Genomic DNA, 19,185 nt, shown 5'->3' with positions numbered 1-19,185 from the left:
GGGAGGACCAGTGACAGGGGTTCAGTAGCCCCGCAGCCAGGGCCTTACCAGTTTGCGGGCCTCGTGCAGCCGGGACTTGAGCGTGCCGAGGGGGATGCCGACGCGCTCGGCGACCTCGGCGTACTCCAGCTGGCAGATGTCCCGGTAGACCAGCGGCGCGACCAGGTGCGGATGCTCGCGCTCCAGCCGGTCCAGGGCCTCCAGCAGATCGATCCGGGAGCCCGCGATGACGCTGGTGGTGCGCGGGTCGATGTGCTCGGCGGGCTCGATGACCACGGGCTGCTCGGCCGCCCGCCGCTTCAGCTCGCGGTACTTCTGCCGGCAGCAGTTGGCGACGACCGTGTAGAGCCAGGTGCTGAAGCGGCTGCGGCCCTCGAAGGCGGAGATGTGCCGGGCCACCTGGAGCAGCACGTCCTGGGCGGCCTCCTCGGCATCCTCCCGGCAGGGCAGGAAGCGCCCGCAGCGGCGCACCACCTCGGGCCGCAGCTCGGCCAGCAGCCGGTCCAGGGCCGCTCGGTCGCCCGCCGCGGCACGCCGGGCGAGGTCTTCGGCCGTCACCCCATCCTGCACGTCAGGGTCCCCCTCGAAGTCGATCTCAGGGCAGGCATGATAGTCGTATGCACTCCCTGGAGCGGATCGGCCGCTACCGCCTCGAACGAACCCTGGGCACCGGCGCCTTCGCCACGGTGTGGCTCGCGCACGACGACGAGCTGGACGCCCTGGTCGCGGTGAAGGTCCTCGCCGAGAACTGGGCCCACCGGCTCGACATCCGGGAGCGCTTCCTGTCCGAGGCCCGGCTGCTGCGCCGGGCCGGCTCCAGCCGGGTCGTCCAGGTCTACGACATCGGTGAACTTCCGGACGGCAGGCCGTACTTCGTGATGCAGTACGCCGACGGCGGCACCCTCGCCGATCTGCTGGCGGCCGGCCCGCTGCCGGTGCCCCAGGCGCTCGTGCTGACCGCGCAGGCCGCGCGCAGCGCCGCCGCGCTGCACGAGGCGGGCATCGTGCACCGCGACATCAAGCCGACCAACGTGCTGCTGCACACCGCCCCGGACGGCGAGAGGCGACTGCTGCTGGCCGACCTGGGGCTGGCCAAGAGCCTCGCGCAGGCCTCGGTGCTCACGCTCGCGGCGGGCTCGGCGGGCTATCAGCCGCCGGAACAGGCCGAGCCCGGGGAGGGCATCGACGCCCGCGCCGACGTCTACAGCCTGGGCGCGGTGGGCTACGAACTGGTCACCGGGACCGTGCCAGGGCCGCCGGGGAGGGTCGTACCGCCCCGGCGGCTGCGGCCGGACCTCGGCGAGGACGTCGAGCGGGCGCTGCTGCGCGCCCTGGAGCCGGACCGGGAGCGGCGCTGGCCGGGAGCGCACGCGTTCGCGGACGAACTGGAGCGGCTGGCGGCGGCCTCCGGCGTCGGGCCGGGCAGGCGGCTCGACGGCGTCCGGGGCCGGCTCGGCACCGGGACGCTGGTGCTGGCCGCGGTGCTCGCCGCCGGGGCCGCCGCCGTCACCGTCACGGTGGTGCTCCACCGGCCGGACGCCGCCGAACAGTCCACGGTGAAGGACTCCACCGGCCGGATCGCCGTGCAGGTGCCGGCCGGCTGGGCCCGGCAGGTGCGCGGCTCCGGCTGGGATCCGCACGCGCTCGGGCTGCCGGCCGGGCACGAGCCGGGCCTGGTGGTCGCCGACGACGTGGCGCACTGGTCCGACCTGAAGACCGCGGTCGACGGCGTCTTCCTCGGCGTCGGCGAGCACGGCGACGTCACCGCCCGGGTGAAGGCGCTCGCCCACTCCGGCTGCCACGAAACCGGCAGCCGCACCTTCACCGGCGCCCGCTGGCGCGGCGTGATCCGGAGCTGGAACGCCTGCCCGGACGGCGGCTCCGTCACCGAGTCCGCACTCCGCCCGGCGGACGGCTCCACTCGGCCAGAGGTGTACGTGCAGGTGCGCCAACAGGGTGAAGACGACGCGACCGAGGCCATACTCCGCTCCCTTCGGGTCACCTGACACGCCGCACGAGGTCGGGCAGGGTCAAATCGGGGAAAAGAACCCTGCGAGTCCCGAACCTTTCCGGTGGCCCCGGCATCGCAGTGTGATGACGGCGCACCCGGCGCCGAAGGCACGCGTGAGCCGCGCGCCGCGAACATCCAGGAGTGTTGAGCGACATGGCGTACTCATCCCGGTCATTGCAGCGCGCGGCCCTGCTCGCGGGCACGGCGGCCGTAGTGGGCCTCCTGACCGCCTGCGGCAGCCCCGGCACCCGGTCGACACCCCAGACGGTGCCGGGTACGGCCGGTCCGGCGACCGAGGCCACGGGCGGCTCGCCCTCCTCCGGCACGTCCGCCGCCGCCTCGACACCGGACGGCGGCACGTCGTCCTCCGCCCCGGGCAAGGCCACCGCCTCCGGCACCGGAACCACGACCCAGAGCGGCAGTAACCGGTGCCACACCTCCGAGCTGCGCGCCGCCGTCGGCCGCAACAACCCGGGGGCCGGCCAGGAGAACTTCCCCATCGTGCTCACGAACAAGTCCGCCCGGATCTGCACCCTGCGCGGCTATCCGGGCGCGGCCTTCGTGAACGCCTCCGGCACCCAGCTCGGCCCGGACCCCAAGCGGTCCGGGGGCTCGCCGGTGACGGTGACGCTGCGGCCCGGACAGAGCGCCTGGGCGGGCCTGACCTTCTCCAACCCGGAGATCAGCGGCGCGAAGACGGCCACGCCGGCCACGCTGGTGGTCACCCCGCCGGACGAGCGGGACCCGCTGCGGGTGGCGTGGACGGCCGGGGCGGTCCCGGTGTCCGGGAACTCCTCCTCCGTCTTCCTGACCGTCTTCAACTCCGGTACCGGCGCCTGACCGAAGCCCCTCCGAGAATCCCGCGAACCCCGTTGTCCGCTCCCGGGCAGCGGGGTTCGTCATGAGCGCGCCACAAGTGTCACAGGACGGCAACACGTCCCGGCCGCCGCGATCTTTCCGCAGGGACCCCTCATCGAACCCGTCGACCGCACAGCGAGAAGGCTCCGCAGGGAGCCGCGACGAGGAAACCGGGGAAGAACATGAGCGGCATTTCACGCAGGCGTGTGCTGACGGCGGGGGCGGCCGCGGGCGCCCTCGGGGCCCTGTCCGCCTGCTCCACCGCCGGCGGGCTGTCCGTCGGCGGGAAGGACCCGGCGTACGGCAAGGGCACCAAGCAGGCCCGGCCGGCCAAGCCCATAGGCGACGGGTCCACCGCCGACACCGGCGCGCAGCCGCACCAGCCGAAGCCGGTCCGGCTGAAGCCGGGCCAGAAGCCGCCGCAGTTCGTGGTGTTCTCCTGGGACGGCGCCGGCGAGCTGAGCAACCAGCTGTTCTCCCGCTTCCGCAAGGTCGCGTCCGACCACGGCGCCAAGATGACCTTCTTCCTCAGCGGGATCTACACGCTGCCGGAGGCCAAGAAGGACCTGTACCGTCCGCCGCAGCACGCGGTCGGTGCCTCCGACATCGGCTACCTCGCCGACCGGCACATCCACGCCACCATCCAGCAGGTGCGGGCCGCCTGGCTGGAGGGCCACGAGATCGGCACCCACTTCAACGGGCACTTCTGCGGCGCGACCGGGGTGCGCAACTGGTCTTCCGCCGAGTGGCGCAGCGAGATAGAGCAGGCGATCGGCTTCGTCACCAAGTGGAAGACGAACACCGGCTTCACCGACCTCGAACCGCTGCCCTTCGACTACCGCAAGGAACTGATCGGCGGCCGCACCCCCTGCCTGGAGGGCCAGACCAACCTGCTGCCCACCGCGGCCGCGCTCGGCTGGAAGTACGACGCCAGCTCCCCGGGCGGGCTGCAGATCTGGCCGGGCAAGGTGCAGGGCGGCCGGATCTGGGACTTCCCGCTGCAGTCCATACCCTTCGCCGGCCACTCCTTCCAGGTGCTGTCGATGGACTACAACATGATGTTCAACCAGTCCGGCGGGAACCCCCTGGGCGATCGCACCCAGTTCGACGCCTGGCGCGCTCAGACCAGAGACACCTACCTGGCCGGGTTCCGGCGCGCGTACGAGACCAACCGCGCCCCCTTCTTCATCGGCAACCACTTCGAGCGCTGGAACGGCGGCATCTACATGGACGCCGTCGAGGAGGCGATCGGCCGGATGGCCGAGCACGACGAGGTCCGGTTCGTGTCCTTCAAGCAGCTCGTGGCCTGGCTGGAGGCGCAGGACCCGGCGGTACTGCGCAAGCTGCGCACGCTGTCACCGGGTCAGGCCCCGGTGGGCGGCTGGGAGGAGTTCCTGGGCGCGGCGGGCACCCGCTCCTCATAGTCCATCTCTGCCGTTTGTTTTCATGGGCGGGCACCATCTGATCGATCCGGAGGACCCGCCCTGAACACCCCGCTCCTCGAAGCCCTGTCCGCCGCGCTGCTCGCCGCCGTGCTCGCCTGGGCGGTGGTACGGCCCTTCGGGTGGCCGGAGGCGGTGCTGGCCGTCCCGGCCGCCGGGATCGCGATCGCCACAGGGGCGATCTCGCTGGGCCACGCCCGGGCCGAGGCAGAACGGCTCGGGCCCGTCGTGGGATTCCTGGCGGCCGTGCTGGTGCTCGCCCACTTCTGCGCTGTGGAGGGGCTGTTCCAGGCGTGCGGGGCGTGGATGGCGCGGTGGGCGGCGGGCCGTCCGGTACGGCTGCTGACGGCCGTGTTCGCGCTGGCGTCGGCGATCACGGCGGTGCTCAGCCTGGACGCCACGATCGTGCTGCTCACCCCGGTCGTCTTCGCGACGGCCGCGCGGACGGGCGTACGGCCGAAGCCGCACGTGTACGCCTGCACGCATCTTTCGAACACGGCGTCGCTGCTGCTGCCCGTCTCCAACCTGACGAACCTGCTCGCCTTCGCGGCGAGCGGGCTGACCTTCACCCGGTTCGCAGCGCTGATGGCGCTGCCGTGGCTGGTGGCGATCGGCACCGAGTACATGGTGTTCCGGCGGTTCTTCGCCCGTGACCTCACCGCGGCGGCCCCGACGGGCCGGGACACCGGTGAGGCGCCGCGGCTGCCGCTGTTCGCGCTGGTGACCGTGGGCTGCACGCTGGCGGGGTTCGTGGTGGCGTCGGTGTTCGGGGTGGACCCTGCGTGGGTGGCCGCCGCGGGGGCGCTGGTGCTGGCCGGGCGGGCGCTGGTGCGGCGGAAGGCGACTCCTGTCACCGTCGCACGGGCGGCGGCGCCCGCCTTCCTGGCGTTCGTGCTCGCGCTGGGCATCGTGGTGCGCGCGGTCGTGGACAACGGGCTCGCGGACGCGCTCGGGCATGTCCTGCCCGGCGGCACGGGGCTGCTCGCACTGCTCGGGACGGCCGCGCTGGCCGCCGTCCTCGCAAACCTCATCAACAACCTGCCCGCCGTACTGGTGTTGCTGCCGCTCGCCGCTCCCGCCGGTTCCGGCGCGGTGCTCGCCGTCCTGCTCGGGGTGAACATCGGCCCTAACCTGACCTACGCCGGGTCGCTCGCCACCCTGCTGTGGCGGCGGATCGTGCACCAGCACGAGCACGGCGTGGACCTCCGGGAGTTCACCCGGCTCGGCCTGATCGCCGTGCCCTCCACGCTGGCCGTGTCGGTGGTGGCACTGTGGGGGTCGCTGCAGATTCTCTGAGAGTTCCCTTCTCCGAGAACTCCGAGAGCCGAAGGAGGCCGGCCGATGCGTGTGATCGCCTGGCTCGTCGAGGGCACCTGGCCCGCCTGCGTGGACGCCGTGCGCGCCCACGCCCCGCACGCCTCCGAGGTGGTGTTGCTGCATGTGACCGGTCCGGACGTGCCCGGGGTGGCGCACGCCGCCTACGCGGGGCTCCTCGGCCGGGGCCATCCCGAACACGACCCGGGCAGCCGCCTGGAGGCGCTCGGCGACAGCTCGGCGGCCGAACTTCTTGCCGCGGCGGCCGAGCGGCTGGGGCGGCCGTGCACCCGCGAGGAGCGGACCGGGCGGGTCGAGCGGGAGGTGGTGGCCGCGGCCGACGGAGCCGATCTGCTGGTGCTGGCCCGGGACGGCGACCGTTCCCGGCTCGGGCCGCACAGCCTGGGCCCGGCCGCCCGGTTCGCCGTCGACCACGCCCCCTGCCCGGTGCTGCTGGTGTGGCCCGAACCGGCCCCGGACCTCGCGACGATCCCTCCCCCGCCGCCACACCACCACTGAGCCACACCGCGGGCCTGGCCCGGCCGGCCGGGCGACGTTCAGTGGCGGTAGCCCCCCATACCACCGCCGTAGCCACCGCCGTTGTAGCCGCCGCCACCGCCCCAGTCGCAGTAGTCCGGGTAGACCGAGCAGTAGTCGCGCGTGGGGGAACTCGACGGCGCGGGGCTGGACTTGGATGCGGTCGGGGACGGGGTCTTCGAGGGCTTGGGGGTGGCCTTGGCCGGCGGGGACGGCGCGGGGGTGTTGTCGGTGTCCCAGTTGACGACTTCCATCTGCAGGTCCGGCTTGGCGGTGTCGACGGTCCAGCGCTGGGCCGGGTTCGCGGCACGGTTCTTGAGGACGAGGGCGCCGGAGCCGTCGGTCGCGGCGGGGGTCAGCGCCAGGTCCTGGTCCGAGCGGGGCACCAGGGCGCCCTGGAGCGTGAAGTCGTAGCGGATGTCCTTGGCGGCCTTACCGGTGACCGAGCAGGGGGCGAGCCGCACCGAGTAGCCGAGGTGGGAGTCCAGGCACAGGTCCGGGGCGGAGGCGTTGCGCAGCAGTCCGTCGGTCTCGTACGACCACTGCTGGCTCGCCTCCGAGGAGCAGGTGGTGAGTTCGGTCTCCGCGTCCTTGACCGCCTTCTTGCCGACGACGCCCACGCACAGCCCCGAGGCAAGGTTGTGCAGCCGGCCGCGCAGCGCGCCCTTGGTGGTGCCGCTCGCGCCGGCCCAGGACGGCCCCGGTGCGGCGGAGTCCTTGCCGGGCGCCCCGGAGGGCGTGCCGCTGGGAGCCGGGGCCGGGTCGTCGCCCGAGCCGAGCACCGACCACAGAACCAGCGGGAGGACGACCAGGCCGCTGACCGTGACGACGGCCAGGGCGAGATTGCGGCGCCGGGCACGGCGGGCCGCCCGGTGCGCCGAACGGCGGGAGGGGCCGGGCGTGGCGGCTGGGGCGGGGCTGGCGGGCGCGGGTGCCACGGCCGTGAAGGCCTCGCCGCCCAGGGGAACCGTGGGGGCCGGTACCGGGTCCGGGGCCGGGGCGGTGGTCTCCTCGGTGCGGGCCGCCCGGGATTCCATGTAGGCGTGGGCGCCCCAGCCGAGGACCGCCTCGGCGAGTGCGAGGCCGAGTCCCGTGTTGAACTGGGCCAGCTGGTCGGCGGTCTGGCTGCAGTGCCGGCAGCCGGCCAGGTGCTGCTGCAGATCCGGGTCGACGTCGACGCCGCCCCGGCGGAACGTCACGTCGAGCATGCGCAGGTAGCGCTGACACTCGGCCTCGGGGGCGAGTTCGCGGTGGGCCTGGAGGCATTCCTCGCGCAGCCGTTCCCGGGCGCGGCGCAGTTCGACCCGGGTCTCCTCCTCGTCCAGGCCGAGCAGCGCTGCGGGGACGGCGAGGGGTTCGGCCTCGACCTCTATGTGCCACAGCACCGCGCGTGCGGACTGGGGCAACCGCTGGAACGCCCGGGACAGCAGTCGCCGGCCGGAGGGCGGGAGCAGCCGCGCGGCCGCGCGCTCTCCGCTGCCGGTACCGGGCCGCAGGGCGGGGTGGAGGAGTTCCTGGCGGCCGTCGCCGTCCCATTCGGCCGCGATGCGGCGAACGGTGACCAGCAGGTGCGGGCGCCAGGCGGCGGACGGGCCCGCCTGGCGGAGCGACTCGCCGAACAGCCGGGTGAAGGCGGCCGTGGTGAGCATTCCGGCGGCGCGCGGCCCGTCGGTGCACAACCGGGCGTAGGCGAAGGCGGCTTCCCAGTGCCGGTCCAGGAGTTCACCCACCGGGTGGAGCGCGGGTGTTGTTCCCGTCCACTTCTTCAGTTCGGCGCTCAGTTGTTCGTCCGAAGCGTCGAACCGGCGGGCGGTTGGGGCGGAATCCGACCGGCCTGCGTCATTCACGGCTGCGTTCCTCCGGGCGCGACACGGTAATTGGTCCATACCAAAGGGTACGGAATGGGATTCGGCATCCCGAACGTCCGCCTGGGCAGCTCTTTTGAAGCGTGGGGGCGTACGGGAGCGGCCTGGCGCATGCAGCAGGAAATGTAATTGTCTGCACGCCGACAGCGCACACTTTTGCACAGCCCGACGTCATTGAACAAGAGATCCCTCACTTTTAAACATTGCGTCGACAAGCGGCCCTTTGACCATTCGTCAATGAAAGCCTTTGCCGTGCATTACGGCCGCTCACCCGCGCGATAGGCGCCGGGCGGCACTCCGTAACGCTCACGGAAGACGCGGCTGAAATGGAAGGGGCTCGGGAATCCGGACGCCGCCGCCACCCGCTCCACCGTCAGGTCGGTGGCCTCCAGCAGCCGGGCCGCGTGCCGCAACCGGGCCTCACGCAGGGCGCGCATGGGCGACCTGCCGGTCCGCAGGGTGAACAGGTGGGCGAACCGGGACGGGGAGAGCGCCACGCTCTCGGCGAGCGAGGCGACGGTGTGCGGGGCGCCCGGGTCGGCGGCGATCAGCTCCTCGGCCTGTCGTACGCGGGTGTCGTCGCCCGGCTCGGGTGCCGGCTCGCGGGCGCCCGAGGCGGCGAGCAGCACGACCTCCTCCAGCGCACACAGGGCCAGCTCCCGCGCCAGACTGCCGTGGGCCACGGCCACCGGGTCCTCCGCCTCGGGCGGTGCGCCCGGCGCGGGCCGACGGGCGTCGGCGAGCATCCGGCCGAACGCGGCCTCGATGCGGCCGTGCAGGGTTGCGGGGACAGGTGCGACGACGTACAGGCCGTCGGCGACGGCGTACGGGCGGATCCAGGTCGCCCAGGACGGGCGCGTCTGGCAGTGCGCCCACCAGAACCGCCAGTGCGCAGCTCCGGGCGCCACGGCATAGCGGTGGGCCACCCCCGGGGCGAGCACCACCAGATGCCCGGCGACCGCCTCGGCACGGGCGCCGCCCTGCCGGATCGTGCCGCCCCCGCCCGTGGTGAAGGTGAACAGCCAGCTGTCCGCCCCCCGCGGCCGGTTGACGCCGTACCCCGGCCCCTGGTCGTAGCGCCCGGTCACCACCAGGCCCGGCGGCGGGGACGGGTCGCCGGCAGCAGTCCCGGGCAGTCCGTCAGCATGCATGGGCATCCTCCGCGGGCGCGCGTCGGCCTAGCGTGACAGGCAAATGGGCACCGGACGAGGAGCAGACACATGACAGCCACGGGCATCGGCGGCATCCTGCCCGACGCACTCCGGCAGCAGTTCGAGGAGGCGGGATTCACCGTCGTACGCGGGCTGTTCGGGTACGACGAGATCGTGCGGCTGCGCGACGGCTTCGCGGCGCTGCGGGCGGCCGGGCCGGTCCCCGGGCACTTCGAGCCGCGGCCCGCGGACCCCGACCCGCTGCGCAGGCATCCGCGGGTGATGCAGCCGCACGAGTTCAGCGCGCAGGCGCGGGAGTTCCTGCTGGACGCCCGGCTGCGGGCGGTGCTGGAGGTGCTGTTCGGCGAGGAGGTGCTGGCCGCGCAGAGCATGTTCTACTTCAAGCCGCCGGGCGCCCGGGGCCAGGCGCTGCACCAGGACAACTTCTATCTGCGGGTCGAGCCGGGCACCTGTGTGGCCGCGTGGGTCGCCTGCGACGTCATCGACCGGGACAACGGCGGCCTCGAAGTCGTCCCGGGCACGCACCGGATGGACCTGTACTGCCCCGAAGTGGCGGACGAGGAGCTGTCGTTCGCCCGCGAGTACGTCCCGCCGCCGCCCGGTCTGACTCCGGTTCCCGTGGACCTGGCACCGGGCGACGTGCTGTTCTTCAACGGCAGCCTGGTGCACGGCTCGGGACCCAACCGCAGCGCCGACCGCTTCCGGCGCTCCTTCATCGGGCACTATGTCGGCCGTTCGGCCGAGCGCATCGGCGGCTACTACCGGACGCTGACCATGTTCGGCGCGCCGGTCCCGCTGCCGGAGAGCGAGGGTTCGGGTCCGTGCGGCACGGAGTTCACACCGCACGGACCCCACTGAGGAGCAACGGACCTCACCGAGCCGGCCCCGGACCCCGTCGAGGATCAGTGGCCGCTGATGGCGTGCGGGGTGTAGGCCTCCTCCAACTGCTCGATCTCCTTGTCGCTCAGCACCAGTTCGACCGCGGCCACCGCGTCCTCGATGTGCTGCGGCTTGGCCGCGCCGACGATCGGTGCCGCCACCGTGTCCTGGTGCAGCAGCCAGGCAAGGGCGATCTGCGCGCGTGGGACACCGCGGTCGGCGGCGATACGGGTGACGGTCTCGACGATCGAGCGGTCGCTCTCCAGGTAGAGGCGGCTGCCGAAGTTGTCCTGGGCGCTGCGCTCGGTGACGGTGCCCCAGTCTCGGGTGAGCCGGCCACGGGCGAGCGGGCTCCAGGGCAGCACGCCCACACCCTGGTCCGCGCAGAGCGGCAGCATCTCCCGCTCCTCCTCGCGGTAGAGCAGGTTGTAGTGGTTCTGCATGGACACGAACTTGGTCCAGCCGTTCCGCTCGGCCGTGTACTGGGCCTTGGAGAACTCCCACGCGTACATCGAACTCGCCCCGATGTAGCGCACCTTGCCCGCCTTGACCACGTCGTGCAGCGCCTCCATCGTCTCCTCGACGGGAGTGGCGTGGTCGTAGCGGTGGATCTGGTAGAGGTCGACGTAGTCGGTGCCGAGGCGGCGCAGGCTGTGGTCCAGCTCGGACATGATGGCCTTGCGGGACAGCCCGCCCCCGTTGGGGCCCGGCCGCATCCGGCCGTGCACCTTGGTGGCCAGCACGATCTCGTCGCGGTCGGCGAACTCGCGCAGGACCTTGCCGACGATCTCCTCGCTGGTGCCGTCCGAGTAGACGTTGGCGGTGTCGAAGAAGTTGACGCCCGCCTCCAGCGCCTGCCGGATCAGCGGCCGGGACGCCTCCTCGTCGAGGGTCCACTCGTGGACACCGCGGTCGGGCAGCCCGTAGGTCATGCAGCCCAGACAGATCCGCGACACGTCCAGGCCCGTCGAACCGAGCTTCACGTACTGCATCGTCACTGCTCCTGCCTTCCGGGGCGATGGTCACTCAGGAGCGTACGGCGTGCTCCGGCGCCGACTTGACCGCGACGTCGCGCGGACGATTGGATCCTGACACGTGATCGAACGAGCGGACGTGCCCGCCAAAGGCCTCTCCCGTGTCTCCGGCCCCGGGACGACCGTCAGTACCGCACTGCTCGCCCTCGCCCTCGCCGTCGCGGTGTCGGCACTGACGGGTTGCGACGCGAGCAGCACGCCCGAGCGGCAGTCCCAGAAGCCCGCCGCCGTACGCCTGCCGCCGCGCCACGCCGGTTTCGACTACCAGATCGGCGGGGCCTATCCTCCGCCCGCCGGTGTCCGGATCGTCAGCCGTGACCGGTCCGACTCCCCGGCGCCCGGCCTGTACAACATCTGCTACGTCAACGCCTTCCAGGCCCAGCCGGAGGAGCGCTCCGCCTGGCCCGCCGACCTGCTGCTGCGGGACGCCCGCGGCAAGGTCGTCATCGACGAGGACTGGAACGAGCCGCTGCTCGACCTGCGCACCCCGGCCAGGCGCAGGCGCGTGGCGGAGCGGGTCGACCAGTGGATCGACGGCTGCGCGAAGAAGGGCTACGACGCCGTCGAGCCCGACAACTACGACAGCTACACCCGCTCCCACCACCTGCTCACGGCCGCCGACGCGACCGCGTTCATGCGCCTGATCTCCCGGCACGCGCACGACCGGCACCTGGCCGTCGGGCAGAAGAACACCGCCGAACTGGCCGGGCAGCGAGGGCAGGCCGGGCTGGACTTCGCGGTCACGGAGGAGTGCGGGCAGTACGACGAGTGCGAGGTGTACGCCAAGGCGTTCGACGACCGTGTGGTGGACATCGAGTACACCGACAGCGGCCTGCGCAAGGCTCTCGCCCACTGGGGCAAGCGGCTGAGCATCGTCCGCCGGGACGTGGACGTCTCCACACCGGGCGAACCGGAATACGTCCGAAAGGTGCGGTGACGCGCCGGAGCGGTCCTGCCGTCCCTCAGGGCCGCTCCAGCAGGTCCAGCGCGCTCTCCCAGGGGAACTCGGGCCGCCCACCGCCCTCCTCGGGCATGCCGGAGTACGGCTCACCGAAGCGGACGCCCATCCCGCGCAGCCGGATCAGGCTGTCCTGGTAGGCAGGGTGGGCGGCCAACGCGTCCGCCACACAGGGCAGGACGGCGATCGGCACACCCAGCCCGGCGGCCTCGCACAGGGTGCCGACGGCGAGGGTGTCGGCCAGTCCGGCCGCCCACTTGTTGACGGTGTTGAAGGTGGCGGGGGCCACCACCACGGCGTCCGGCGGCGGGAACGGGCGCGGGTCGGCCGGGGAGCGCCAGGCGGACCGTATCGGCCGGCCCGTCTGGGCCTCGACGGCGGCAATGTCGAAGAAGCCGCCCATGGCGACGGGTGTGGCGATGACCCCGACCTCCCAGCTCCGCTCCTGGGCAACGGTGATCAGCTTGCTGACGCCGTCGGCGATCCCGGCCGCGCAGACGACGACGTAGAGGAAGGGCTTCCGGTCCTGTGCGGTCATCCGGGCACCCTACTGAAGCGGGAAGGTCTGCCCCCGCTCGGCCTCGGGCCGCGGTCCGTGGATGCGCCGCTGGTCCTCCGCGATGCGCAGGTCGTTGATGCTCGCCTCCCGACGGGTCATCAGACCGTGCTCGTCGAACTCCCAGAGTTCGTTGCCGTAGGAGCGCCACCACTGCCCGTCGGCGTCCCGGCACTCGTACTGGAAGCGGACGGCGATGCGGTTGCCGTCGAAGGCCCACAGGTCCTTGCGCAGCGCGTAGTCCCGCTCGCGGCGCCATTTGGCGGCGAGGAACTCGACGATCTCGGCGCGGCCGGTGACGAAGGTGTCGCGGTTGCGCCAGACGGAGTCCTCCGAGTAGGCGAGCGCCACCTTGTGCGGGTCGCGGGTGTTCCAGGCGTCCTCGGCGGCCTGGACCTTCTCCTCGGCGGTCTCGCGGGTGAAGGGAGGCAGAGGCGGGCGGTCGGCCATGGTGACTCCTCGGCTCATACGGGTTGCACGGCATGCACGGCATGCGCGGCATCGGAGAACGAGCGTTCTCCGCAGTGGCTGCTACCGTAGGAGAACGTACGTTCTCTCGTCAAGGAGTGAGGTCGCAGATGGACAGCGCGGTCGCCCGGGAGCAGGCGCTCGACGCCGCGGAGGGGCTGTTCTACGCCCGGGGAATCCAGTCCGTGGGCATGGACGAGCTGCGCGGCGCCTCGGGCGTCTCGCTCAAGCGCCTCTACCAGCTGTTCCCCACCAAGGACCAGCTCGTCGAGGCCTACCTGGCCCGCCGGGACGAGCGCTGGCGCGGCCGGCTCGCCGAGCACGTGGCACGGCAGCCGGACCCGCGGGAGCGCATCCCGGCCGTCTTCGACTGGCTGGAAGGGTGGTTCGGCGAGGACGGCTTCCGCGGCTGCGCCTGGATCAACGCGTACGGCGAACTGGGCGCCACATCGGCCCGGGTGGCGCAGCAGGTGCGCGCGCACAAGGAGGCGTTCCGGGGCTACCTCGCCTCGCTCGTGACCGAAGCGGGACTGCCCGCCGCGCTGACCGGCCCCCTGTTCCTGCTGGCCGAGGGCGCCATGGTCACGGCGGGCGTCACCGGCAGCACCCGGCCGGCGGCCGAGGCCCGCGAGGCGGCCCGGGTGCTGGTGGCGGCGGCCGGCTAGGACCTGCCCGGACGGATCGGGCAGACGCCGGGCAGCGGATCAGGCCGGTTCCGTCACCTTGATCGCGCCCACCGGGCAGGCGCGGGCCGCCTCGCGGACCATCGGGTCGCCCACGCCGTCCTCGCTGCCGGGGATCAGCATGCTGAAGCCGTCGTCGTCCTGGGTGAACACGGACGGTGCGGCAAGCGCGCACTGGCCCGCGCCGATGCAGACGTCCTTGTCGATCTCAATGTGCATGGACTCAGCCTCTTACCAGGTCACGGGGAGTTCCAGCATCCCCTGGATCGTGTCGCCGGGTTTGAAGGGGATCTTCTCGGCGGGCGCGGCCAGCTGCAGGCCGGGCAGCCGCCGCAGCAGGGTGCCGAGGGCGATCTCCAGCTCCGCACGGGCCAGGTTCTGGCCCAGACACTGGTGGATGCCGAAGCCGAAGGCCACGTGGTGGCGGGCGGGGCGATGGAAGTCCAGGGCGTCGGGGTCGTCGTACAGGGAAGCGTCGCGGTTGATGACCGAGGTCGCGAAGAGCACGCCCTCGCCGGCCCGGATCGTGGTGCCGGCGACCTCGATGTCCTCCAGGGCCACCCGCAGCATGCCCTCCGCGATGGACAGCATCCGCATCAGCTCCTCGACGGCGGCGGGCAGCAGCGCCGGGTCGGCGCGCAGCTCGGCCAGCCGGTCGGGGTGCTGGAGCAGGGTGTAGGTGCCGAGGGAGATCATGTTGGCGGTCGTCTCATGGCCGGCGACCAGCAGGATGACGGCCAGCGAGAGCAGTTCGGTCCGGTCCAGCGCGCCCTCGCTCAGCTGCTGGTGGATGAGGTCGTCCAGGACCCCGTCACCGGGTTCGGCCTGCTGTGCCTTGCGGTCGATCAGGTCGCCGAGATACGCCTCGAGCCGCTCGCGCGCCGCCTGGGTGTCGGCGGCCGACGGGCCGCGCAGCAGCCGGCGGGACTGCTCCTCGAAGAACTCGTGGTCGGCGTACGGCACCCCGAGCAGACCGCAGATCACCATGGACGGCACGGGCAGGGCGAAGGCGGAGACCAGTTCGGCCGGCGGGCCCTTCTCGATCATCGCGTCCAGGCACCCGTCGACGATCCGCTGGATGGTGGGCCGCAGCTCGGTCGCGCGTTTGAGGGTGAACGACGGGATCATCATCCGCCGCTGCCGCTGGTGCACGGGGTCGTCGACGCCGAGCAGCGCGACCCGGCGGTCGCGGACGGCCGTGAAGCGGGCCGTGGGCATCGGGAAGTCGGGGCGGCTGCGGTCGGTGGAGAGGCGACCGTCGGCGAGCAGCGCGCGGGCGGCGGCATGCCCGGTGACCAGCCAGACCTCGCGGCCGTCGAAGAGGGTGGCGCGGGACAGGGGTCGCCCGTCGCGCAGCGGCTGGTAGCCGGTGGGCGGGTGGTAGGGGCAGGTGCGGTCCTGGGGGAAGGCGACGGGTTCGGCCGGGTTCGCCGGGCCGGTGATGTCCGTCAGTTCCGTCATGGAAAGACCTCGCAGACGAAAGAAGTGCGTCGTGCCGATCTTCATTAGATGCCCCAGGCACCTATGGGACGACGACAAGTTCGGCCAGATCGGTGATCGGTGCGATCTGGCCGAAGAGTGTGGTCACCGGGGGCGGGAACGCGCCGAAATTCGCTTGCCGCCGCGGAGCCGGCGACCCGAGGATCTGCCCATGTTGCTTATGGACACCATTCTGCCGCCGACCCCCGCCGCCGTCCTGCCGGTGCGGGACCAGCAGCAGCCCGGCCGTCACCGGAGGCCCGAGCCCGCGCGCCCGTGACGGCCGCGCTCCTCGCCGGCCTGCTGGCCGGCTACGGCATCGCGATTCCCGTCGGCGCGGTCGGGACCTACCTGGTCTCCCTCACCGCCCGCACCTCGCTGCGCACCGGCGCCTGCGCCGCCCTCGGCATCGCCACGGCCGACGGCCTGTACGCACTGGTGGCCGCGGCGGGCGGCTCGGCCATGGCCGCGGCGCTACGGCCGGCGCTGACCCCGCTGCGCTGGACCTCGGCCCTGGTCCTCGTCGCCCTCGCGGTGTGGGGCGCGGTACTGGCGCTGCGCCAGTACCGCGCCCATCGCCTGGCCACCCGCCCCGAGCGGCCGGTTCCCGGCGCAGGACGCGCCTATCTCGGCCTTCTCGGGATCACCCTCCTCAACCCGGTCACGGTGATCTACTTCGTCGCGCTGGTGCTCGGCAGCAGTACCGCGGACGCCGTACGACCACTGGAGCGGGCCGTGTTCGTCCTGGCGGCCTTCGCCGCCTCCGCGAGCTGGCAGTTGCTGCTGGCGGGCGGCGGCGCCCTGCTCGGCCGCGTCCTCACGGGCCGCCGGGGACGGTTGCTGACGGCGCTGGTCTCCAGTGGGGTGATCCTGGTGCTGGCGGCGCGGATGACGGTGGCACCCGGGTGACCGCCGGCGGTCAGGGGTCAGGGCACGCGCGCGGGGCCGGGTGCGAACGCGCGGGCGACGGCGAGGCTGTCCTCGTAGACGTGGTGGCGCACGACCAGGCCGTCCCGGACGGTGAGGTGCAGGGCGAACCGGGCGGTGTAGGAGCGGCCGGTCGGTTCGGCCGTCTGCCGGATGGTGCCGAGCACGACCGCGTCGTCGGCGTCGACCAGGATGCGTTCGATCCGGGTGTCCGCCTTTTCCGGGACGTGGTGGGCGGCCAGCTCGCGGTAGTGGGCGACGGCGTCGGTGCGGGTGGAGCGGTGCCGGATCCACGGGGTGTCGGCGCGGCCGTGCTCGTCCTGCGGCCAGCTCAGCTTCCAGTCGCCGTGCTCCGCGTACAGCTCGCCGATCCGTTCGGGGTCGCCCTGGCCGATCCGGCGGAGCAGTTCCTCCACGACGGAGCGGGTCGGGGTGGTGCAGTCGGGAAGCATGAGCGCCGCGCCCCCTTTCTCGTCTTCTCGTCTTCTCGTGTTCTCGTCTCCGGGCCGGCCGCGGCGGGTGTGTGGTGATCACCCGGGATCACTGTGCCCGAGGCGTCCGGGGCGGCGCGATGGCCCGCGGGGTAATCACCCGCCCGGGCGAAGTGGCCCGCGGTACGGATGATTCGCGCGGCCGCGGGTGTTGTACGTGGCCGCACGTCAGTCGTTGGACCGACCGAGGAGACGGTTGCCATGCCGCTTGAGGGCGAGTACGAACCCAGCCCGACGCAGTGGGTGCGCGAGCAGGTCGAGCTGTACGAGAGTTCGGGCGGGACGAAGGGCACGACACTGCTGGACACCGGGATGCCGGTCATCATCCTGACCACCCGGGGCGGCAGGAGCGGGAAGATCCGCAAGACGCCGCTGATGCGGGTGGAGCACGAGGGACGGTACGCCGTGGTCGCCTCCCTCGGCGGCGCGCCCAAGCACCCCGTCTGGTACTTCAACGTGAAGGCCGAACCCCATGTGGAACTGCAGGACGGTGCGGCCAAGCGGGACATGAGGGCCCGTGAGGTCACCGGCGCGGAGAAGGCCGAGTGGTGGGAGCGGGCCGTGGCCGCATACCCGCCGTACGCCGACTACCAGAAGAAGACCTCACGGGAGATCCCCGTGTTCGTCCTGGAGCAGCTCGACGGGAGCTGATTCAGGCCGGGAAACGGCTCGTTCTAGAAAAATCTGTTTCCGGGAGGCATGAACCGGCTTCCCGGCGGGCAGTCAGTGCATCAGGGCCCCGCCGCGTTCCCCCGTCGCGGCGGGGCCCTTCTGTGTCCTGCCCGGGCGGCCGGTCCGTGCGCCCGGGCGAACGGGTGGCGCCGTGCGGGCCTCCCGCTTGAGGGGCGCGGGGCGAGGAAGAAGTCACCCATGGCGAAGTACAAGAAGAAGAAACTCCCCCTCGTCTACGCACCGCTCGGCTTCGCGCTCAGCTGGATGGGCGGGGCGCTCGCGGGGCTGGCCTTCCGCAGGGCGTGGCGGGCGCTCCGGCACGAGGAGGTCCCGCCCGACGCGCTGGACCCGGACCGCGGCTGGGGCGAGGTCCTGCTCGCCGCGGCGGTCGAGGGTGCCATCTTCGCGGTGGTGCGCAGCGCCGTCGACCGCACCGGCGCCAAGGCCATCGCCCGGTCGACGGGTGCGTGGCCGGTCGCCGAGAAGGCCGACCGGGACCACGACTGATCTGCGGGCCGGGACCACGACTGACCCGCGGGCCGGGCCCGCGGGTCGCTCTCGGGTGTCAGTCGGCGACCAGCCACACCCCGTCGCGCATCAGCTCCCGCCCCTGCAGCTCGTTCTCCTCGCGCCAGGCCTGGACGCGCTGCGGGAGGACGTTGAAGTACAGGTAGCGGGTGGTGAGTTGACGCGGGTCGAAACCGGTCTTGCCGGCGAAGATCTCGGCGTCCTCCTCGGGCAGGTCCTCGGGCGTCACGGCCCGGACGACGCCCTCGATCATGACGACGTCCCGGGTCGGTCCGATGCCGATGCGGGCCTTGCCGGTGGCCAGGAGGTTGCGGCCGGTGGGGCTCGCGGCCGGGGTTGCGATCAGCAGGGTGGCGCCGTCCCAGACGAATGACAGGGGGACGAGATACGGCGCGCCGCCGTCCTCGCCCGCGGTGGCGACCCAGGCGTCCTCGTCGTGCTCCAGCCGGTGGAGGGTGTCCTTCTTGCGCTGTTCGGCAGTGCGGGCGGGCGGCGGGGTCATGTCGTACGGCCTCCTCGGGACGGGCTTGTACTCGTATGACGTGCGGACGGCGTCCAGTGTGACCGTCAGCCTTCCGTCTGCGCACGGATGTGATCAAGGCGTGTCTGGGCCGCCGTCAGCAGCAGATCGAGTGCGGCCGGGTAGGAGCTGGTCCGCATGGAGGCCACGAGGTGGCGGGCGGTGGCCGCGATGTTCGGGTGGGTGTCGGCCGGCAGCCGGGCGTAGGTGTCCCGCCACACCCCGGCCTCGGCCTGCTGGGCGGCCCGGGGCAGGGCGGTGACGGCGGAGTCCAGGGCACCGAAGGCGAGGGCCTGGTCGACGAAGGCGTGGTAGATCCGTACCGCTTCCGGATCCGGGAACCCGGCCCGGCGGAGCACGCCGATCATGCTCTCGACCGCCTGGATCTCGTGCACCCGGCCGGTCACCCGGTGGGCGCTGAGCATCGCCGCCCGGGGGTGGGCGAGGGCGCCCGCGTGCATGCGCAGGCCCAGGTCACGCAGGTCGGCGCGCCAGTCGCCGGTGGGCCGCCAGACCCGCAGGGTACGGCCGATCAGCTCGTCGGCGATGGCGAGCATCAGGTCGTCGGTGTGCCGGAAGTACCGGTACAGGGAGCTGGGGTCGGCGCCCAGGGCGCGGCCGAGGCGCCGGACGGAGAGGGCTTCGGCGCCGTGCTCCTCGATCAGCCGGAGCGCGGTCTCGACGATCAGCTCCGCGGAGAGCACGACGCCCTGTTTGGTGGGGCGCCTGCGCTGCCGGTCGGCGGCCGGGACGACACGGTCGGTCATGAGAGCCCTCCCTGGTGTGTGCCC

The 19,185-nt window shown here is 72.6% G+C and carries 22 protein-coding genes; 11 read left to right on the top strand and 11 right to left on the bottom strand.

Annotation, left to right across the window (positions count from 1 at the left end; translation table 11 throughout):
• Positions 1–21 precede the first annotated feature (21 nt).
• A complete protein-coding gene (locus tag ACFYZZ_RS07170; RefSeq protein WP_389172543.1) occupies positions 22–558 on the bottom strand; it encodes an RNA polymerase sigma factor in 537 nt (178 codons plus the stop codon).
• A 59-nt stretch (positions 559–617) separates the two neighbouring features.
• On the opposite strand from ACFYZZ_RS07170, the gene ACFYZZ_RS07165 reads away from it, so the two are divergent.
• The 5 genes from ACFYZZ_RS07165 (at position 618) to ACFYZZ_RS07145 (ending at position 6,144) form a co-directional block, all read left to right on the top strand.
• Positions 618–2,006, top strand: a complete 1,389-nt coding sequence (locus ACFYZZ_RS07165; protein ID WP_389172541.1) for a serine/threonine-protein kinase — start codon at positions 618–620, stop codon at positions 2,004–2,006.
• 158 nt (positions 2,007–2,164) lie between these two features.
• Positions 2,165–2,851: a DUF4232 domain-containing protein gene (locus ACFYZZ_RS07160; RefSeq protein WP_389172540.1), complete on the top strand. Its 687-nt coding sequence runs from the start codon at positions 2,165–2,167 to the stop codon at positions 2,849–2,851.
• Positions 2,852–3,051: 200 nt separating this feature from the next.
• On the top strand, positions 3,052–4,293 hold the full coding sequence (locus tag ACFYZZ_RS07155) for a hypothetical protein (protein ID WP_389172538.1): 1,242 nt from the start codon (positions 3,052–3,054) through the stop codon (positions 4,291–4,293).
• 60 nt (positions 4,294–4,353) lie between these two features.
• Positions 4,354–5,607 (top strand): SLC13 family permease, encoded by a 1,254-nt coding sequence (locus tag ACFYZZ_RS07150; protein ID WP_389173655.1) that lies wholly within the window; start codon positions 4,354–4,356, stop codon positions 5,605–5,607.
• A gap of 45 nt (positions 5,608–5,652) precedes the next feature.
• Positions 5,653–6,144: a universal stress protein gene (locus tag ACFYZZ_RS07145; RefSeq protein WP_389172536.1), complete on the top strand. Its 492-nt coding sequence runs from the start codon at positions 5,653–5,655 to the stop codon at positions 6,142–6,144.
• Positions 6,145–6,182: 38 nt separating this feature from the next.
• Here the strand turns inward: ACFYZZ_RS07145 and ACFYZZ_RS07140 are convergent, their stop codons facing one another.
• Both ACFYZZ_RS07140 and ACFYZZ_RS07135 read right to left on the bottom strand, forming a co-directional pair.
• Positions 6,183–8,009, bottom strand: coding sequence for an RICIN domain-containing protein (locus ACFYZZ_RS07140; RefSeq protein ID WP_389172535.1), 1,827 nt, complete (start codon positions 8,007–8,009; stop codon positions 6,183–6,185).
• 275 nt (positions 8,010–8,284) lie between these two features.
• Positions 8,285–9,178 carry a helix-turn-helix domain-containing protein gene (locus tag ACFYZZ_RS07135; protein WP_389172533.1) on the bottom strand — a complete coding sequence of 298 codons (894 nt, stop codon included), beginning with the start codon at positions 9,176–9,178 and terminating at the stop codon, positions 8,285–8,287.
• A 69-nt stretch (positions 9,179–9,247) separates the two neighbouring features.
• Here ACFYZZ_RS07135 and ACFYZZ_RS07130 point away from each other — a divergent pair, with 69 nt between their 5' ends.
• A complete protein-coding gene (locus ACFYZZ_RS07130; RefSeq protein WP_389172531.1) occupies positions 9,248–10,057 on the top strand; it encodes a phytanoyl-CoA dioxygenase family protein in 810 nt (269 codons plus the stop codon).
• A gap of 44 nt (positions 10,058–10,101) precedes the next feature.
• Here ACFYZZ_RS07130 and ACFYZZ_RS07125 read toward each other — a convergent pair whose 3' ends face one another.
• Positions 10,102–11,070, bottom strand: a complete 969-nt coding sequence (locus tag ACFYZZ_RS07125) for an aldo/keto reductase (RefSeq protein ID WP_389172529.1) — start codon at positions 11,068–11,070, stop codon at positions 10,102–10,104.
• Positions 11,071–11,248: 178 nt separating this feature from the next.
• Here ACFYZZ_RS07125 and ACFYZZ_RS07120 point away from each other — a divergent pair, with 178 nt between their 5' ends.
• A complete protein-coding gene (locus ACFYZZ_RS07120; RefSeq protein WP_389173654.1) occupies positions 11,249–12,049 on the top strand; it encodes an endo alpha-1,4 polygalactosaminidase in 801 nt (266 codons plus the stop codon).
• 25 nt (positions 12,050–12,074) lie between these two features.
• On the opposite strand, the gene ACFYZZ_RS07115 is transcribed toward ACFYZZ_RS07120, so the two are convergent.
• Positions 12,075–12,608, bottom strand: coding sequence for a flavoprotein (locus ACFYZZ_RS07115; protein WP_389172527.1), 534 nt, complete (start codon positions 12,606–12,608; stop codon positions 12,075–12,077).
• Positions 12,609–12,617: 9 nt separating this feature from the next.
• Complete coding sequence (locus ACFYZZ_RS07110) at positions 12,618–13,076, bottom strand: nuclear transport factor 2 family protein (RefSeq protein WP_389172525.1); 459 nt, start codon at positions 13,074–13,076, stop codon at positions 12,618–12,620.
• 128 nt (positions 13,077–13,204) lie between these two features.
• Here ACFYZZ_RS07110 and ACFYZZ_RS07105 point away from each other — a divergent pair, with 128 nt between their 5' ends.
• Positions 13,205–13,759: a TetR/AcrR family transcriptional regulator gene (locus ACFYZZ_RS07105; protein ID WP_389172524.1), complete on the top strand. Its 555-nt coding sequence runs from the start codon at positions 13,205–13,207 to the stop codon at positions 13,757–13,759.
• A 39-nt stretch (positions 13,760–13,798) separates the two neighbouring features.
• On the opposite strand, the gene ACFYZZ_RS07100 is transcribed toward ACFYZZ_RS07105, so the two are convergent.
• Positions 13,799–13,996, bottom strand: coding sequence for a ferredoxin (locus ACFYZZ_RS07100; RefSeq protein ID WP_389172522.1), 198 nt, complete (start codon positions 13,994–13,996; stop codon positions 13,799–13,801).
• Between the two features lie 12 nt (positions 13,997–14,008).
• Complete coding sequence (locus tag ACFYZZ_RS07095; RefSeq protein WP_389172520.1) at positions 14,009–15,238, bottom strand: cytochrome P450; 1,230 nt, start codon at positions 15,236–15,238, stop codon at positions 14,009–14,011.
• A 294-nt stretch (positions 15,239–15,532) separates the two neighbouring features.
• On the opposite strand from ACFYZZ_RS07095, the gene ACFYZZ_RS07090 reads away from it, so the two are divergent.
• Positions 15,533–16,165 (top strand): LysE family transporter, encoded by a 633-nt coding sequence (locus ACFYZZ_RS07090; RefSeq protein WP_389172519.1) that lies wholly within the window; start codon positions 15,533–15,535, stop codon positions 16,163–16,165.
• Positions 16,166–16,182: 17 nt separating this feature from the next.
• Here the strand turns inward: ACFYZZ_RS07090 and ACFYZZ_RS07085 are convergent, their stop codons facing one another.
• Entirely contained in the window at positions 16,183–16,635 is a 453-nt protein-coding gene (locus tag ACFYZZ_RS07085; protein ID WP_389172518.1) for a nuclear transport factor 2 family protein, read from the bottom strand.
• 240 nt (positions 16,636–16,875) lie between these two features.
• Between ACFYZZ_RS07085 and ACFYZZ_RS07080 the strand changes: the two genes are divergently transcribed.
• Both ACFYZZ_RS07080 and ACFYZZ_RS07075 read left to right on the top strand, forming a co-directional pair.
• Positions 16,876–17,325 (top strand): nitroreductase family deazaflavin-dependent oxidoreductase, encoded by a 450-nt coding sequence (locus tag ACFYZZ_RS07080; protein WP_389172517.1) that lies wholly within the window; start codon positions 16,876–16,878, stop codon positions 17,323–17,325.
• 219 nt (positions 17,326–17,544) lie between these two features.
• A complete protein-coding gene (locus ACFYZZ_RS07075) occupies positions 17,545–17,853 on the top strand; it encodes a DUF4235 domain-containing protein (protein WP_389172515.1) in 309 nt (102 codons plus the stop codon).
• Between the two features lie 58 nt (positions 17,854–17,911).
• Here the strand turns inward: ACFYZZ_RS07075 and ACFYZZ_RS07070 are convergent, their stop codons facing one another.
• Both ACFYZZ_RS07070 and ACFYZZ_RS07065 read right to left on the bottom strand, forming a co-directional pair.
• Positions 17,912–18,376 (bottom strand): pyridoxamine 5'-phosphate oxidase family protein, encoded by a 465-nt coding sequence (locus ACFYZZ_RS07070; RefSeq protein ID WP_389172513.1) that lies wholly within the window; start codon positions 18,374–18,376, stop codon positions 17,912–17,914.
• Positions 18,377–18,441: 65 nt separating this feature from the next.
• Positions 18,442–19,161 carry a TetR/AcrR family transcriptional regulator gene (locus tag ACFYZZ_RS07065; protein ID WP_389172511.1) on the bottom strand — a complete coding sequence of 240 codons (720 nt, stop codon included), beginning with the start codon at positions 19,159–19,161 and terminating at the stop codon, positions 18,442–18,444.
• Positions 19,162–19,185: the final 24 nt, after the last annotated feature.

Source organism: Streptomyces sp. NPDC001816, assembly GCF_042892235.1.
Taxonomy (GTDB): Bacteria; Actinomycetota; Actinomycetes; order Streptomycetales; family Streptomycetaceae; genus Streptomyces.
The sequence above is the reverse complement of the archived record's forward strand: the minus strand, read 5'-3'. Positions and strand labels throughout refer to the sequence as shown.